This window comes from Halomicrobium mukohataei DSM 12286 (assembly GCF_000023965.1).
GTDB lineage: Archaea > Halobacteriota > Halobacteria > Halobacteriales > Haloarculaceae > Halomicrobium > Halomicrobium mukohataei.
Window position 1 is genome coordinate 39,334 of record NC_013202.1, and the last position, 13,838, is coordinate 53,171.

Consider the following 13,838-nt stretch of genomic DNA (forward strand, 5'->3'; position numbering starts at 1 on the left):
GCGGGGGCGAGAGCGGGCACGGAACCGGTAGGCTCGTGTTAGTCGTCCGTCCGACGCGTCTCGCCGCCCGGGCGACGATCCCACGACGGCGTGCCGGCAGTGTCACTCCGAGTAGCCTTCCTGCAGGAACGCGCCCTCGGTCTCGTACACGGAGACGAGCTCCTCGATGAACGCCTCGTAGGACTCGTCGTCTTCCTTGTGAGCCTCGATGCGCTCGCTGAGTTCGTCGCTGAGTTCGATCGTGTGGCTCATACCTGGAGCACCGCCACCACACACGTCGGGGCCGACGATCAAATAACCCACAGTCGGTCCAGCCCTACTCGACGGCGTCCAGCCGGCGGAGCATGACGGAGCGCGACTGGTAGTCTTCGATGAACGACCCCTTGCCGCCGACGCTGACGATCCCGTCGCCGGTGTCGATGAAGAAGCTGTTTTCGAGCGTGAAGTCGTTGGTCGTCGGTTCGATGAACGCCTGCCTGATCTCCGTGACCGGCCCGGACACCGTCGTCCCAGACTCCGTCTCGACCTCGGCGTACAGATCGACGCCGGCCTGCTCGTGTACGGTCGCGTGCAGCGTCGCCTGCCGGAACCAGTCGTAGGTCCTGGGCAGCGGATCCGGATCGGTGACGTACAGCTCCGTCGCGGCGGGCCAGTAGGCGCTGAAGTACATCCCGAGAATCGACCCGGACAGCTGGGGTTCCGAGACCGTCACGGCGACGTCGTCCGTGTGTGTGCCCGAGACGATCGTGGAGTCGCCGATCATCGCCGACGCGTCGTCGACCGTGTAGACCAGCGGGAGGCTCTCCCCCCAGTACCGGACCACGTCTGCGATCCCGGCGAACTCGCTGCCGTCGCCGTCGACCTCGTCCATCCCACCGATCAGGAGGAAGACGACCACGTCGCTGTCGACGGCGGTGCGCAGCTCCGATTCGATCTCCGGGAAGACGTGTTCCGGAACCGCCAACAACAGCTCCTGTCTCGCCGCCGAGATCGCGCTCTTGATGCGTTTGAGCGCCGTCTCGCGGGACTTGATCATCTGGATCTCCGGGGTCTCCGGCGTCGTCTCGTTGAAGCGCGCTTCGAGCGCCGGCCTGATCGAGTCGAGACGGTCAGAGAGGTTCTCGATCGCCTCTGCGGGCGGAAGCGCCCGAATCGTCGTCGGAGAGGCGTGGTCGTTGACCCGCACGAGCCCCCTGCCTTCGAGTCGCTCGGCGATGTTGTACACCGCCCGCTGGGTCACGTCCGTCGTCTCGGAGACCGTACTCGTCGAGGCCTCCCCACACGCGAGCAACGCGAGGTACGTGTCGATTTCCGTATCGGAGAGTCCGAAGACGCGCAGCTCCTCTCGGAGCTGTTCGTCGTCGTGTTCGTCTGAGGTCCCCATTACCAGTGCGGTAGAACGGCTACGGCCATGTACGTGTTCATCTCGAAACCACCGCGGGTTCCGGTGAGTCCGCCGGCTCCGGGTCTGGACGGCGGCCGCGAACCCCTCGGGGCTCTCGGGAAGCAGGGACGACCGGCAGCGTTAGTCCATCGCGACGGTGACGTAGCCGCCGAAGTCGAGGATGACTCGCTGCGTTCGGTCACCGAAGACGGCCTTGCCGGTCGGCGAGCGACGCTGCCCCGGCAGGAAGATGTGATCGCAGTCGGTCTCGTCTGCGAGCGTGATGATCCGGTCTGCCTGGTTCTCGTCGGCGACCTCGACGCGAACGTCGTAGGAGATGTGCTCGCCCAGAACGTCCGCAGCGAGGTCCGAAACGTCGCTCGCGAGCCCGTCGAGGATCGTGCCCTCGTCGTAGGTGGTGTGTTCGACCTGCCCGATGGCGTCGAGCGTCTCGGCGACTTCCTCGTACTCGTCGGTCGTCACGAGCGAGAGGACGACGAGGTCGCTGTCCGAGCCGGCGGCGAACGAACGCGCGCGATCGAGCAGTTGGCGATCACGATCGATGTCTTCGACGACGACGAGCGCATCTGACATTGTACTGGCTGTCACGTCAGCGTAGAACATTAAAACAGTGTCGCAGTGAGAGCGAGGCGGCGTCGCCCAGAACCGCCACGACGCCGCCCAGAACCGCCGATCGTTTACTATGACGAATTACTGCTGGCCGACACCACGCCGTGACGAGCGATCGCCACTGCGTGGCCAGCTGCGCGAGAGGAGCCGGCAGTAAGTATCAGCCGAGCAGTTCCTCGAAGGGGTCCCAGTCGGCGTAGATACACGCCGCCGACCCGAGGAAGACGGCACCGAGCATCGCGCCGCTGAGCACCGAGATCACGAACGTCCCCGTTCCGGGTTCGATCGTCGGCGTCGCCAGTCCGAGCAAGGCGAGCAACACCGCACTCGACACGAAAAAGCCGCGCAGGACGATCGTCATCGGTAGGTACGCTCCGAGAGGGCCGCGTCGGTAATCGGGCTTTCGCTCGTCGCGTCGGTGTCGAGTGTGGTCGCACCCATGCTCAGTCGTTCAGTGTCGGCGACTCGGCGGCTTCGACGCCGTCGAGGGGTTCGCTCTCCCAGTACTCGTGGTCGGGATCGGTGCGGTGGCAGGCGGCACAGCGTTCGCTCGCCGTCGCCGCCTCCTCGCCAAGTTCCGGAGCCGTGGTGGTACAGACCTCCCGAGCCTCCGGACAGCGGGTGTGGAACCGACAGCCCGACGGCGGATTCACCGGGTCCGGGATGTCGATCGAGCGGACCGGCGGATCGGTCATCTCCTGGGCGGTCGGATCCAGATCGGCGGTCGCCCAGCGCAGCACCTTCGTGTAGGGGTGCTGGGGGTCGTTCAGGACCTCGTCGGGCGGGCCGATCTCGACGATCTCCCCGAGGTACATGATGCCGATGCGTCCGCCCGCTTCCTGTGCCAGATAGCGGGCGTTCGAGAGGTTGTGACTGATGAACACGAACGAGGTGTTGAACTGCTCTTGCAGCTCCAGGAGGAGGTTCATCGTCTCGACGCGCAGCGACACGTCCAGCGCCGAGACGGCCTCGTCGGCGAGGATCACGTCCGGATTCATCAGCAGGGCCCGGACCAGCGCGATCCGCTGCTGTTCGCCCCCAGAGAGCTGGTGGGGGAACCGATGCGCGTAGTCTTCGGGCGGCTCCATGCCCACCCGGTCCAGCAGCGCGAAGATCCGCGCCCGGCGGTCCTCGGTGGACATCTCGGGGTCCCACTTCTTCAGAGGCGCTTCCAGCGTCGTCAGGACCTTCCGGTTGGGGTTGAGCGCCGCGCCGGGGTCCTGGTGGATCATCTGAAGCGACCGACGGATGTCGTCGAAGGGGACGGTCACGTCGCCGCGGCCGTCCTTGGCGTCCCACACGTCCTGTCCCCGGTAGGAGACGGTCCCCTCGGTGGGGCGCTGGACGCCGATGATCGTCTTGCCAAGCGTCGTCTTCCCGCAGCCAGACTCCCCGACGAGTGCGAGCACGTCGTTCTCGGAGATGTCGATCGACACGTCACTGACCGCCTGGACGGTCTCTGGCTCGTCGAACAGCGACTCGAGGACGCCCTGTTCTTTCTCGAAGTCGACCGAGACGTTCTCCAGCGACATCACGACATCGTCGTCCCGGGTAGTGCCCGTCGTCGTGGCGCGGTCGCTCACGCGTCGGACACCTCCGAGAGGTCGAACGGAACGGCGTCCTCGGCCTCGTCGTAGTGGAAGCAGGCCGAGCGGTGGTCGTCCTCGACGTCGACCCACGGCGGCGTCTCCTCGTGACACTCCCTGGTCGCGAGCGGGCACCGCGGCGCGTAGTGACAGCCGTCGGGGACGTGGGCCGGGTTCGGCGCGGTCCCCTCGATCGGTCGCATCGAGTCGGTCGGCGCGTCGAGGTTCGGCACGGCCTGCAACAGCGCCCGCGTGTAGGGGTGTTTGGAGTCGTGGGCGATCTGCGTCGCGGTGCCGACCTCCGCGAGCTCGAAGGCATAGAGGATCGCCAGTCGGTCGGCCAGCCCCGCGACCAGCGGGAGGTCGTGGGTGATAAAGAGGATCGTCAGGTCGTACTTGGCCTTGATGTCGGCCAGCAAGGAGAGGATCGAGCGCTGCATCAGCAGGTCGAGCGCGGCCGTCGGCTCGTCCATCAAGAGGACCTGCGGTTCGAGGACCAGACTGAGTGCGATCAGCGCCCGCTGGCTCATCCCGCCAGAGAGTTCGTGGGCGTACGAGTCCAGAACGCGGTCGGGATCGAGGTACAGGTCACCGAGGAGCTGTCTGGCCCGTTCCATCCCCTCCTCCACGTCGTAGTCGTGGGCCGCCAGCGTCTCCTCGAAGTGCCCGCGGATCGACATGGTGGGGTTGAACGACGACAGCGCGCCCTGGAACACCATCGACACTTCCTCCCAGCGGAACTCCTTGAGGTCCTCGGTCGAGAGGTCGAGAACGTCGACCGGTTCGCCGCCGTCTTCGGGGTAGTAGGTCACTTCACCGGTCGTGATACCGGGTTCCTCGACGGCGTCCATCATGGCGTTTGCCAGCATCGACTTGCCGCTGCCGGACTCGCCGACGACACCGAGAATCTCGCCCCGGCGGAGGTCGATCGACACGTCGTCCAGTACCATCGCGTCTCGGTGCTCCAGGTCGTAGGTGACACAGACGTTGCGGGCCTCGATGATCGGGTCCGCGCTGTCGGGGCCACCCTGCGTGCGTTGTTCTTGCATTCAGATCTCCCCCGTGGTCGCGTCGTCGTCCCCGTCGCTCGCGACGGTCTCGGCGTGGCGGGCACGGACCCGCGGATTGAAGATCCGGTCGGCCCCCTGGGCCAGCAGCGTCAGGCCCAGCGCGAGGATGATGATCGTCACCATCGGCACCAGCAGCCAGTGGAAGGCCGCGGGTGAGGACGTGGCACCGGCGCGGTTGACGGCGGCGTTCATCATCACGCCCCAGTTGACGCTGGTGTAGGGCAGGACGCCGAGGAAGTACAGGCCGACGGAACCGAAGATGACGGCCCGGGCCTGCTGGACGAAGTTCATCGTAATGTAGGGCATCAGGTTCGGAATGATGTCCCCGGAGATGATCGTCGAGGTCTCCATCCCCATGATGCGCGACGCTTCGACGTACTCGGCGTCGCGCAGGGTCAGCACCTGCGATCGGATGGCGCGTGCGAGCCCCGCCCAGGCGTTGATCGTGATCAGGATCCCGATGATCACCGGGTTCCCGTCGATCTGGAGCGCCGAGGCCAGCACGATCGTCAGGGGCAGCCCCGGAATGGTCATCATGATGTCCGTGACGATCATCAACACTCGATCGACGGTGCCGCCCTTGTAGCCCGCGATGGTGCCGAAGGCCGTCCCGAGACAGACCGTGAAGACGGCACCCGACGCGATCATCGTCAGCATCGACGGCGTCGCGTAGACGGTCTGGGAGAGCAGACTGACGCCGGACGCGGTCGTTCCCAGCGGGAACTCCAGCGTCCGGAAGGCCCCGACCAGGTAGCCGCCCTGGTTGGGCGACGGTTCGGTGACGATCGCGAGGCCGACCGTCGCCATCAGTACGTAGAAGACGACCACGAGCGCGCCCGTGCGTGCGCGCCAGTCGCTCCAGACGATCCGGGCCGGCGCGAGGAGCTTCTCGTCGATCCACTGTCGCCGCCGTTCGGCGTCGGTCATCGACACGTCGGCCATCTGCTGGAACTCCGAGACCGACGAGGAGCCCCCGTCGGCCGCGACGCGGCCGTTGCGGGCGTGGCCCGAGATCGGAGCACGACCGGGGTCGCGGCCCTCGTCGGTGAACCGCTCGGGGGTGCCAAGCGCGTCGCCGACGGCCTCGAAGTCGGCGTCCGACCCGGGTGTCTCGCCGGAATCGTCGTCGCGATCAGTACGACTCACGAGAGCCACCTCCCTTGGCCCGCGGATCGAGCACGCCGTAGGTCAGGTCGGCGACGGTGATGCCGATGACCATCGCGATCGTGATGATGATGAACCCGCCCATCATCAGCGGGTAGTCCCGCGCGTTGATCCCCTGGATGAGGTAGAACCCGACGCCGGGGTACGCGAAGATGTTCTCGATGATCACCGCGCCGCCGAAGACGGTGCCGATGGCGATCATCAGCCCGGTGTACATCGGCAGGATGGCGTTGCGGGCGACGTAGCGCATCGCGATCCGCCGGGTCGAGAGCCCGCGCAGGCGCGCGACCCGGAGGTAGTCCTCCCCGAGCACGCGGATCGAGTTGCCCCGCATCGACAGTGCCCACCCGCCGAACCCGACCAGCGCCATCGAGGCGATCGGCAGGGCACCGTGATAGAGCACGCTGCCAAGGAACGAGGCGTTGAAGCCGACGGTTAGCTCCGAGGCGTACCGCCCACCCGTCGGGAACAGCTCCATCCGGTAGCCCAGATAGGAGATGAACAACAGGGCGAGGACGTAGCCCGGCGTCGAGTTCAGCACGAGCCCGACGCCCGTACTGGCCACGTCGAAGCTCGACCCCTCCTTGTAGGCCATGAACGCGCCCAGCGAGACGCCGACGGTAAAGGCCAGAAACAGCGCCGTCGCCGTCAGGAACACCGTCCACGGGATGGCCGGCCCGATGATCGACATCACGGGATCGCCGTAGCGCGTCGAGACGCCGAAGTCGCCCTGCAACATCGCGGCCATGTAGTCGGCGTACTGGACGTAGATGGGCTCGTTCACGGCGATGTTGGTCTGGGCCGCGATGCGAGCGTTGATCTCGGACATCGAGAGGTCGCTCCCGCCCTGCTGGACGGCCTGGGCCCGCAGGTAATCGAGCGGTCCGCCCGGCAGCAGTCGGACCAGTCCGAAGCTGGCCGAGATCACCACGTAGACGGTGAGCACCGATTGCGCGATGCGTTTCAGTACGTAGCTCATGGCTCTCCTACTGGTTGGCCGTCGACAGCTCGTCGACGATGTCGACGGGCGTGACGGTCTCGCCGTCGCGCTCATCGTCGTGGAGGATCGGCGATTCGAACTCGCTTGGGAGGTTCCAGGCGTTCTTGGCGTCCCAGCTGTTGAAGATCCAGTCGAAGTGGAAGTACGGGTACGAGTGGTCGTAGGAGGCCCACCCCTGGAGCCCGACGACGAAGTCGCCGTTGGAGTAGTCACTCCCCCAGTACGTGGAGTTGTCGAGCATGACTGACTCGGCCTCGATGCCGAAGTCCTTGAGGTTCGAGACGATCGTCTCGACGCCGGTCACCCAGTCCGAGAAGCCCGACGGCCCCTTGATCGGGAGTTCGAGGGGCTCGCCGTCCTTCTGCCAGGTGCCGTTCTGTTTCTCGTAGCCGGCGTCGCGAAGCAGCGACGCGGCCGCTTCGGTCTGGGACTCGCCCGGGCCGTAGGTCTCGAACTCGTCTGCGACGCCGTCGAGCCAGCCGCCCTCGATCTGGTCGTTGAACTCGCCGGTCAGTCCGCTGGGGTAGGTGACCGCGAGCTTGGACTGGGTGCCCGCACCGGAGTTGAGCGCCGCGTTCTCGCGGTTGACGACGTGGGCGATCGCTTTGCGGACCCGAACGTCGTCGACGGGCTCTTCCTCGAAGTTGAACATCAGCCCCATCCCCCAGTGACGCGGGATGAGACTGACCTGCATCGAGTCGGGCAGCTGGTTGAGCCGGTTCTGGGGCATGAACAGCGTCGCGGACCCGTCGGTCTCGTTGTTGATCAGCGAGTTCCAGCGCCCCTGGTTCTGTGGCTTGTAGAGGTACTCGGCCTCGGGGACGTTGATGTTGTCCGCGTCCGGGTGGTCCTCGTACTTGGTCAGCAGCGTGCGCTGGCTGTCGGCGTCCTCGAACTGGAAGGGGCCACAGCCGACCGGTTCGGGGGTCGTGTCGTTGGTGAGATCGCTGAGCGCCGACGCGCGCTCGTCCTCGCCGGCGGCCTCGTCGAGTGCGGTGACGAACTCCCCGTAGGAGCCGTCGTGGGCGGTGAGCCGCTTTGGCTGGAGGTACGCCAGCAGGATCGTCTCGCTGGCGGGTTCGGCCAGCGTGATCTCGACCGTCGACTCGTCGACCGCCGTGACCCGGTCCGACACCGCGCCCACGTCCTCGGGCGCGACGAAGTTACCCAGCGAACCGCCGTTGTAGATGTCGAGTTTGACCTGGTTGGCCACGTCCGTCGCGGTGACGGCGTCGCCGTTGTGCCAGGTCAGCCCCTCGCGGACGGTGAGCGAGACCGTCTCCTCGCCGACCTCCCAGTCCTGGATGGCGTAGCCGGTGTACTCCTGGGTCGCGAGGTTGTACTTCATGAACCGATCGAACATCAGACGACGGGCTTCGCCGTAGTTTTGCCCGTTCCAGGGGTTGTACTGTGAGTCCTGGGGAACGGCCCACTGTGCGAAGGTCAGTCGGTCGTCGTCGGAGTCGTCCGTCGCCGTCCACTGTCCCTCCCGCGGGAGCCACTCTGTGGGCCAGTAGGTCTGGACCGCATCGCTGTCGGTCCCGGGCACGTTCCAGTCGTCGGTCGACTGGAACGACTGGGCGAGTTTCTCCATGACCGGCAACACCGGGAGCGTCTGGTTCGTGATGTAGGCCAGCTCCTGAATCTTGCGCTGGGCCTCGCTAGTGGCCTGGACCTCCGTTTCGGTCTCGGTGTCAGTATCGCCCGCGTCGGTCTCGTCGCCGCCGTCGCCGGACGTCTCGGTCGCCGTCTGCTCGGCCTGCTGTCCGCCACAGCCCGCGAGGCCGGCGATGCCGGCCAGGCTGACGCCGCTGACGAAACGGCGGCGAGATAGTATCGACTGGTGCTCGTGATCGGTATGATTATTCGCCATGTTCGTCTACTGCTGTGGGACACCCTCGCAATAAAAATTCCGGTAGAATAGCTTCTTCGGGATTCTCGCAGAACTTAAGTGGGAGTCTCGCTTCGTCGTTCGTGAACGAAAGCAGGCGAGCCGCCTGCACGTCGTCGAACATCGACCCACGATGACACAGCACAGCACGCACCGGCCGAGAACGGCCACGAGATCGCCCGACGCGGCGACGGCACCGACTCGACCGGTTCAGCGACGAGGCACGACCGAGCGACCAACTGGACGGAGCCACACGGACGAACCTCGCGTTCGTCCCCCCGTCGAGGCTGTCGAACGAACGCTTCGTTCGAGACGCACAGACAGCCACGACCTACGGACTGGCCGCCGCGCCGGTGAGTGGCGGTGAGCGAGACAGTCGAGCGGACGCGATCCGACCGCCAGTGGTGGGAAGAGGCCGTCGTCTACCAGATCTACCCGAAGAGTTTCTTCGACAGCGACGGCGACGGGATCGGTGACCTCGCGGGCATCACCGAGAAGGTCGACTACCTCGACGCGCTCGGGGTCGACGCGGTCTGGCTCTGTCCCGTCTACGACTCGCCACAGGCCGACAACGGCTACGACATCCGCGACTACCGGTCGATCTTCGACACCTACGGCGACATGGCCGACTGGGAGCGCCTGCTGGCCGAACTCCACGACCGAAATATTCGGCTGGTCATGGACCTCGTCGTCAACCATACATCGGCCGAACACGAGTGGTTCCAGCACTCGCGCCGTGGCGAGAGCGAGTACGCCGACTACTACCACTGGCGCGACGGCCGCCCGGCTGAGACGGCCGACTACGACACCGACGACGGTCCCGCCGACGAGGTCGCCCCCAACAACTGGGACTCGATCTTCGGCGGCCCGGCGTGGGCCTACGACGAGGAGCGCGGACAGTGGTACCTCCACCTCTTCGACGAGAGCCAGCCGGACCTCAACTGGGAGAACGAGGCCGTCCGCGAGGACGTGTACGAGATGATGCGCTGGTGGCTCGACCGCGGGATCGACGGCTTCCGCATGGACGTAATCAACCTCGTCTCGAAGACGCCGGGGCTCCCCGACGGCGACCCGGAGAGTGGGCTCGTCGGTGCAGAGCACTTCATGAACGGGCCCAAAGTCCACGATTACCTCTCGGAGCTGGTCGCCGAAGCCATCCCGGACGACGAGATCCTCACCGTCGGCGAGACGCCGGGAGCGGGCGTCGAGGACGCCCAGCGGTTCGTCGGCGAGGACGGCCTCTCGATGGTGTTCCAGTTCGAACACGTCAACGTCGGCCACGAGGGCGACAAGTGGTCGCTGGAGGACTACTCGCTGGTCGAACTCAAAGAGAGTCTCGCACGCTGGCAGAACGGTCTGGCCGACGAGGGGTGGAACAGCCTCTACCTGAGCAACCACGACCAGCCACGGACCGTCTCCCGGTTCGGCGACGACGGGCGGTACCGTCGCCGCTCCGCGAAGCTGTTCGGGACGCTGCTGTACACCCTCCAGGGAACGCCGTTCGTCTACCAGGGCCAGGAGATCGGCATGACCAACGCCCCCTTCGAGTCGAAGTCAGAGCTGCGGGACGTGGAGTCGATCAACTTCGTCGAGGAAGCCATCGAGAGCGGCGCGGCCGAGAGCTACGAGGACGTACGCGACGCCGTCGAGACCGTCGGCCGCGACAACGCCCGGACGCCGATGCAGTGGTCCGACGACGAGAACGCCGGCTTCACCGACGGCGAGCCCTGGCTCAAGGTCAACCCCAACTACGACGCGATCAACGTCGAGCGGGCACGCGCCGACCCCGATTCGGTGTGGCACTACTACCGCGAACTCGGCGATCTTCGGGGGAATCGGGACCTGCTGGTCTACGGCGACTTCGAGCTGCTCGCGCCCGGGGACGAGCAGGTGTTCGCCTACACCCGGACGCTGGGCGACGAACGGGCCCTCGTTGTCCTCAACGTCTCCGCCGAGCCCGCGACGTTCGCGGTGCCCGACGACGCTGGCGACGACCTCGAACTCGCCATTGGGAACCTGAACGCCCTCGAAACGCCCGGCAGCACCGTCGAACTCGATCCCTACGAGGCGCGCGTCTATCTGACGCCCGCGACCGACACTGACCGACCGACGACCACGAACTCCGATTCGACATGAGCACGAACACACTCACGACCCTAGAGAACGTCGACCGCGAATGGTGGAAAGAGGCCGTCGTCTACCAGATCTATCCACGAAGCTTCAGCGACACCGACGGGGACGGCGTGGGCGACTTACAGGGTATCGTCGACAAGGTCGACTACATCGACTCGCTGGGCGTCGATCTCGTCTGGCTCTGCCCGGTCTATGGCTCGCCCAACGAGGACAACGGCTACGACATCAGCGACTACCACGCGATCATGGACGAGTTCGGCGACATGGCCGACTGGGAGCGCCTGCTCGACGAGCTCCACGACCGAGATATTCGGCTGATCATGGACCTCGTCCTGAACCATACCTCGAGCGAACACGAGTGGTTCCAGCGCTCGCGCCGTGGCGAGGGCGAGTACGCCGATTACTACTACTGGCGCGACGGCCGCCCAGCCACCGACGCCGACTACGACACCGACGACGGCCCCGCCGACGAGGTCGCCCCCAACAACTGGGACTCGATCTTCGGCGGGCCCGCCTGGAGCTACGTCGAGGAGCGCGAGCAGTGGTACCTCCACCTCTTCGACGAGAACCAGCCGGACCTCAACTGGCGAAACCCGACCGTCCGTCAGGCGATGAAAGACGTGGTCTCGTGGTGGCTCGACCGCGGGATCGACGGCTTCCGCATGGACGCCGTGTCCCACATGTCCAAGACCGACGGCCTCCCGGACGGCGATCCCGAGGGCACGCCCACCGGGATCGAACACTTCAGTCACGGCCCGCGGCTGGAGGAGTACCTGACCGAGTTGTCGGCGGACGTGCTCTCGGACCACGACATCACGACCGTCGCGGAGATGGGCCACACCTTGATCGAACAGGCCGCCGACTACCTCGACGACGAGGCCATCGGGCTGGACATGATATTCCAGTTCAGCCACATGGGCGTCGACGGCGGCTGGGACCCCGAGACCGTCGGCGAGTGGGACCTCCCCGAGTTCAAACGGATCATGTCCGAGCGCCAGGACGCGCTCGCGGACCGTGGCTGGGACGCCCTCTTCCTGGGCAACCACGACCAGCCCCGGATCGTCTCTCGCTTTGGGGACGAAGCCTACCACCGCGAGTCGGCCTCGCTGATCGGGACCTTCCTGTTGACGATGCGAGGGACCCCCTACGTCTACCAGGGCGAGGAGATCGGCATGACTAACGCGGACTTCGAGAGCCTCGACGAGATCGACGACCCACAGACGGTCGGTCGCGTCGAACAGTACATCGCCGACGGCGTCGCGGACTCCTACGAGGAGCTTCGCGAGGTCGTCAACGCACGGAGTCGCGATCACGCCCGGACGCCGATGCAGTGGTCCGACGAGCCAGGTGCCGGCTTCACCGACGGCGAGCCCTGGCTCAAGTGCAACGCCGACTACACCGAGATCAACGTCGCCGCCCAGCGAGACGATCCGGCGTCGGTACTGAACCAGTACCGACGACTGATCGACCTCCGCCAGTCGACGGACGTGCTTGTCTACGGCGACTACGAACTGCTCGCGCCCGAGGACGACCAGCTGTATGCCTACACGCGCACCCTCGACGACGAACGGGCACTCGTGGTGCTGAACTGGTCGAGCGAGCCGGCGACGTTCGAGGGCAGCGAGATCGAGGTCGACGATCCGACAGTACTGTACGGGAACTACGACGACGCGCCGACCGAGCCCACCAATGTGTCGCTTCGGCCGTGGGAAGCAGTCGTCTACCGACTGTAGGGCTCTGCACTTCGTCGCTCGGCTACGCCGCCCGTCTCAGTCCGTCGCCGATCGGACGGTTCGAACGCTCCCGTGAACGGCGAGCGGCCAGTTCACACGATCGTTACCAGGCGGCGTGTGGGCGATGCCGACCAAGATTTCACAGAGACGTGTCCCCCCGTGAGCGCCGGGCACACCGACAGCACCGACCGAATGGAGCAAGTACGTTCGATCTATGAAAGTATCTGGTAAGTTCGGTACAGCTACACACGATAAGTACACGAGTGCCACCAAACAGCACCCAATTCCACAGCTGGGTCTGTGGAATGATCGGAACAGCTTAAGTGATGGCTGTCGTACAGATTCACCGATGGACGCTGATGGCACGACAGACACCGTAGTTGCCGACCCGGACGGAAGCGAGCCGTCGCAGCCGCGAGCACTGATTCACAAAAAGATACTCGACACCGCACAGTCGAATCCGACGGCGGCCACGGCAGAGATCGCCACAGAGGTCAGCGGTGCCTCGGTCGAACTCGTCGAACAGGTCCTCCAGGAGTACGGCGACCCGGCAGCGGAAGACGACCAGCCCGTCGAGAGCGACGATCAGGACACCGTCGACGACGAGACATCCGAACCGGAAGACGACGAGGTCGAACCACCTATCTCGGCCGAAACAGGCCCAGACGAGAAAGGAGAGGACGTCGACCTCACGGCACTGGACGAAAAGCAGCGCGAAACGCTGCGAGCGATCCACAGGCAACCGACGGCGACACAGGCAGAGATCGCCGACACACTCGACGTGAGTCGTGCGACGATCCCCAAGCGCGTCAACGACATTCCGGGATTCGACTGGCCGTCGAGACAGGCGTTCGTCGAAGCGCTGTTCGAGACGGACGCCGAGAGCGATGACGATCTCGCAGCGTTCGAGGAGTCGCTGACCGAATCCCTGGAGGAACTGACGGCGCGAATCGAGACGATCGAGACGCAGCTCCAGACGACGACACCCGCAACGAACGTCGTTCACGTCGAACCGGGGTTGCTCCACAAGGTCGTCCACGCCTGTATGGACGCCGACTACATCTCTCGGGACGAGGAACTACAACTGCTGCACCGACTGCTATCGGACGCGGCAGACGACTGATACGGACGGTTGTAGGCGTTTACCCAGTCGCCCGCACGACGGCGTGCGGTCGATCTGGTAAAGACCTACAACTTTCCGTATGAAACGATACTCAGCGTCCCGAAGACCACCACCGGGGCGGCGA

12 protein-coding genes are annotated in these 13,838 nt (G+C 65.5%); 3 read left to right on the forward strand and 9 right to left on the reverse strand.

Features of this window, described 5'->3' with window-relative positions:
- Nucleotides 1–102: 102 nt before the first annotated feature.
- The 9 genes from HMUK_RS17380 to HMUK_RS00245 form a co-directional block, all read right to left on the reverse strand.
- Nucleotides 103–252, reverse strand: a complete 150-nt coding sequence (locus HMUK_RS17380; protein WP_012807586.1) for a DUF7557 family protein — start codon at nt 250–252, stop codon at nt 103–105.
- Between the two features lie 64 nt (nt 253–316).
- Nucleotides 317–1,384 (reverse strand): TrmB family transcriptional regulator, encoded by a 1,068-nt coding sequence (locus tag HMUK_RS00210; RefSeq protein ID WP_012807587.1) that lies wholly within the window; start codon nt 1,382–1,384, stop codon nt 317–319.
- Nucleotides 1,385–1,525: 141 nt separating this feature from the next.
- Nucleotides 1,526–1,978: a universal stress protein gene (locus HMUK_RS00215; protein WP_049940682.1), complete on the reverse strand. Its 453-nt coding sequence runs from the start codon at nt 1,976–1,978 to the stop codon at nt 1,526–1,528.
- Nucleotides 1,979–2,174: 196 nt separating this feature from the next.
- Nucleotides 2,175–2,375 (reverse strand): hypothetical protein, encoded by a 201-nt coding sequence (locus HMUK_RS00220; protein WP_012807589.1) that lies wholly within the window; start codon nt 2,373–2,375, stop codon nt 2,175–2,177.
- Nucleotides 2,376–2,457: 82 nt separating this feature from the next.
- Nucleotides 2,458–3,597 carry an ABC transporter ATP-binding protein gene (locus HMUK_RS00225; RefSeq protein ID WP_012807590.1) on the reverse strand — a complete coding sequence of 380 codons (1,140 nt, stop codon included), beginning with the start codon at nt 3,595–3,597 and terminating at the stop codon, nt 2,458–2,460.
- Entirely contained in the window at nt 3,594–4,649 is a 1,056-nt protein-coding gene (locus HMUK_RS00230) for an ABC transporter ATP-binding protein (protein WP_012807591.1), read from the reverse strand. Before HMUK_RS00230 ends, HMUK_RS00225 begins: the two co-directional genes overlap by 4 nt.
- On the reverse strand, nt 4,650–5,816 hold the full coding sequence (locus tag HMUK_RS00235) for an ABC transporter permease (RefSeq protein ID WP_012807592.1): 1,167 nt from the start codon (nt 5,814–5,816) through the stop codon (nt 4,650–4,652).
- Nucleotides 5,803–6,813 (reverse strand): ABC transporter permease, encoded by a 1,011-nt coding sequence (locus HMUK_RS00240; protein ID WP_012807593.1) that lies wholly within the window; start codon nt 6,811–6,813, stop codon nt 5,803–5,805. Before HMUK_RS00240 ends, HMUK_RS00235 begins: the two co-directional genes overlap by 14 nt.
- Nucleotides 6,814–6,820: 7 nt before the next feature.
- Nucleotides 6,821–8,707: an ABC transporter substrate-binding protein gene (locus HMUK_RS00245; RefSeq protein ID WP_012807594.1), complete on the reverse strand. Its 1,887-nt coding sequence runs from the start codon at nt 8,705–8,707 to the stop codon at nt 6,821–6,823.
- A 381-nt stretch (nt 8,708–9,088) separates the two neighbouring features.
- Here HMUK_RS00245 and HMUK_RS00250 point away from each other — a divergent pair, with 381 nt between their 5' ends.
- From HMUK_RS00250 to HMUK_RS00260, 3 genes are all read left to right on the forward strand, one after another.
- Nucleotides 9,089–10,861: a glycoside hydrolase family 13 protein gene (locus tag HMUK_RS00250; protein ID WP_012807595.1), complete on the forward strand. Its 1,773-nt coding sequence runs from the start codon at nt 9,089–9,091 to the stop codon at nt 10,859–10,861.
- Nucleotides 10,858–12,591 (forward strand): glycoside hydrolase family 13 protein, encoded by a 1,734-nt coding sequence (locus HMUK_RS00255; protein WP_012807596.1) that lies wholly within the window; start codon nt 10,858–10,860, stop codon nt 12,589–12,591. Before HMUK_RS00250 ends, HMUK_RS00255 begins: the two co-directional genes overlap by 4 nt.
- 349 nt (nt 12,592–12,940) lie before the next feature.
- Complete coding sequence (locus HMUK_RS00260) at nt 12,941–13,714, forward strand: winged helix-turn-helix transcriptional regulator (protein ID WP_012807597.1); 774 nt, start codon at nt 12,941–12,943, stop codon at nt 13,712–13,714.
- The last annotated feature ends 124 nt before the right edge of the window (nt 13,715–13,838 follow it).

Excerpts from the sequence above, each read along its gene's own strand:
- HMUK_RS17380 (WP_012807586.1), bottom strand. The coding sequence starts at position 252 with ATGAGCCACACGATCGAACTCAGCGACGAACTCAGCGAGCGCATCGAG.
- HMUK_RS00210 (WP_012807587.1), bottom strand. The coding sequence starts at position 1,384 with ATGGGGACCTCAGACGAACACGACGACGAACAGCTCCGAGAGGAGCTG.
- HMUK_RS00215 (WP_049940682.1), bottom strand. The coding sequence starts at position 1,978 with ATGTCAGATGCGCTCGTCGTCGTCGAAGACATCGATCGTGATCGCCAA.
- HMUK_RS00220 (WP_012807589.1), bottom strand. The coding sequence starts at position 2,375 with ATGACGATCGTCCTGCGCGGCTTTTTCGTGTCGAGTGCGGTGTTGCTC.
- HMUK_RS00230 (WP_012807591.1), bottom strand. The coding sequence starts at position 4,649 with ATGCAAGAACAACGCACGCAGGGTGGCCCCGACAGCGCGGACCCGATC.
- HMUK_RS00240 (WP_012807593.1), bottom strand. The coding sequence starts at position 6,813 with ATGAGCTACGTACTGAAACGCATCGCGCAATCGGTGCTCACCGTCTAC.
- HMUK_RS00245 (WP_012807594.1), bottom strand. The coding sequence starts at position 8,707 with ATGGCGAATAATCATACCGATCACGAGCACCAGTCGATACTATCTCGC.
- HMUK_RS00255 (WP_012807596.1), top strand. The coding sequence starts at position 10,858 with ATGAGCACGAACACACTCACGACCCTAGAGAACGTCGACCGCGAATGG.
- HMUK_RS00260 (WP_012807597.1), top strand. The coding sequence starts at position 12,941 with ATGGACGCTGATGGCACGACAGACACCGTAGTTGCCGACCCGGACGGA.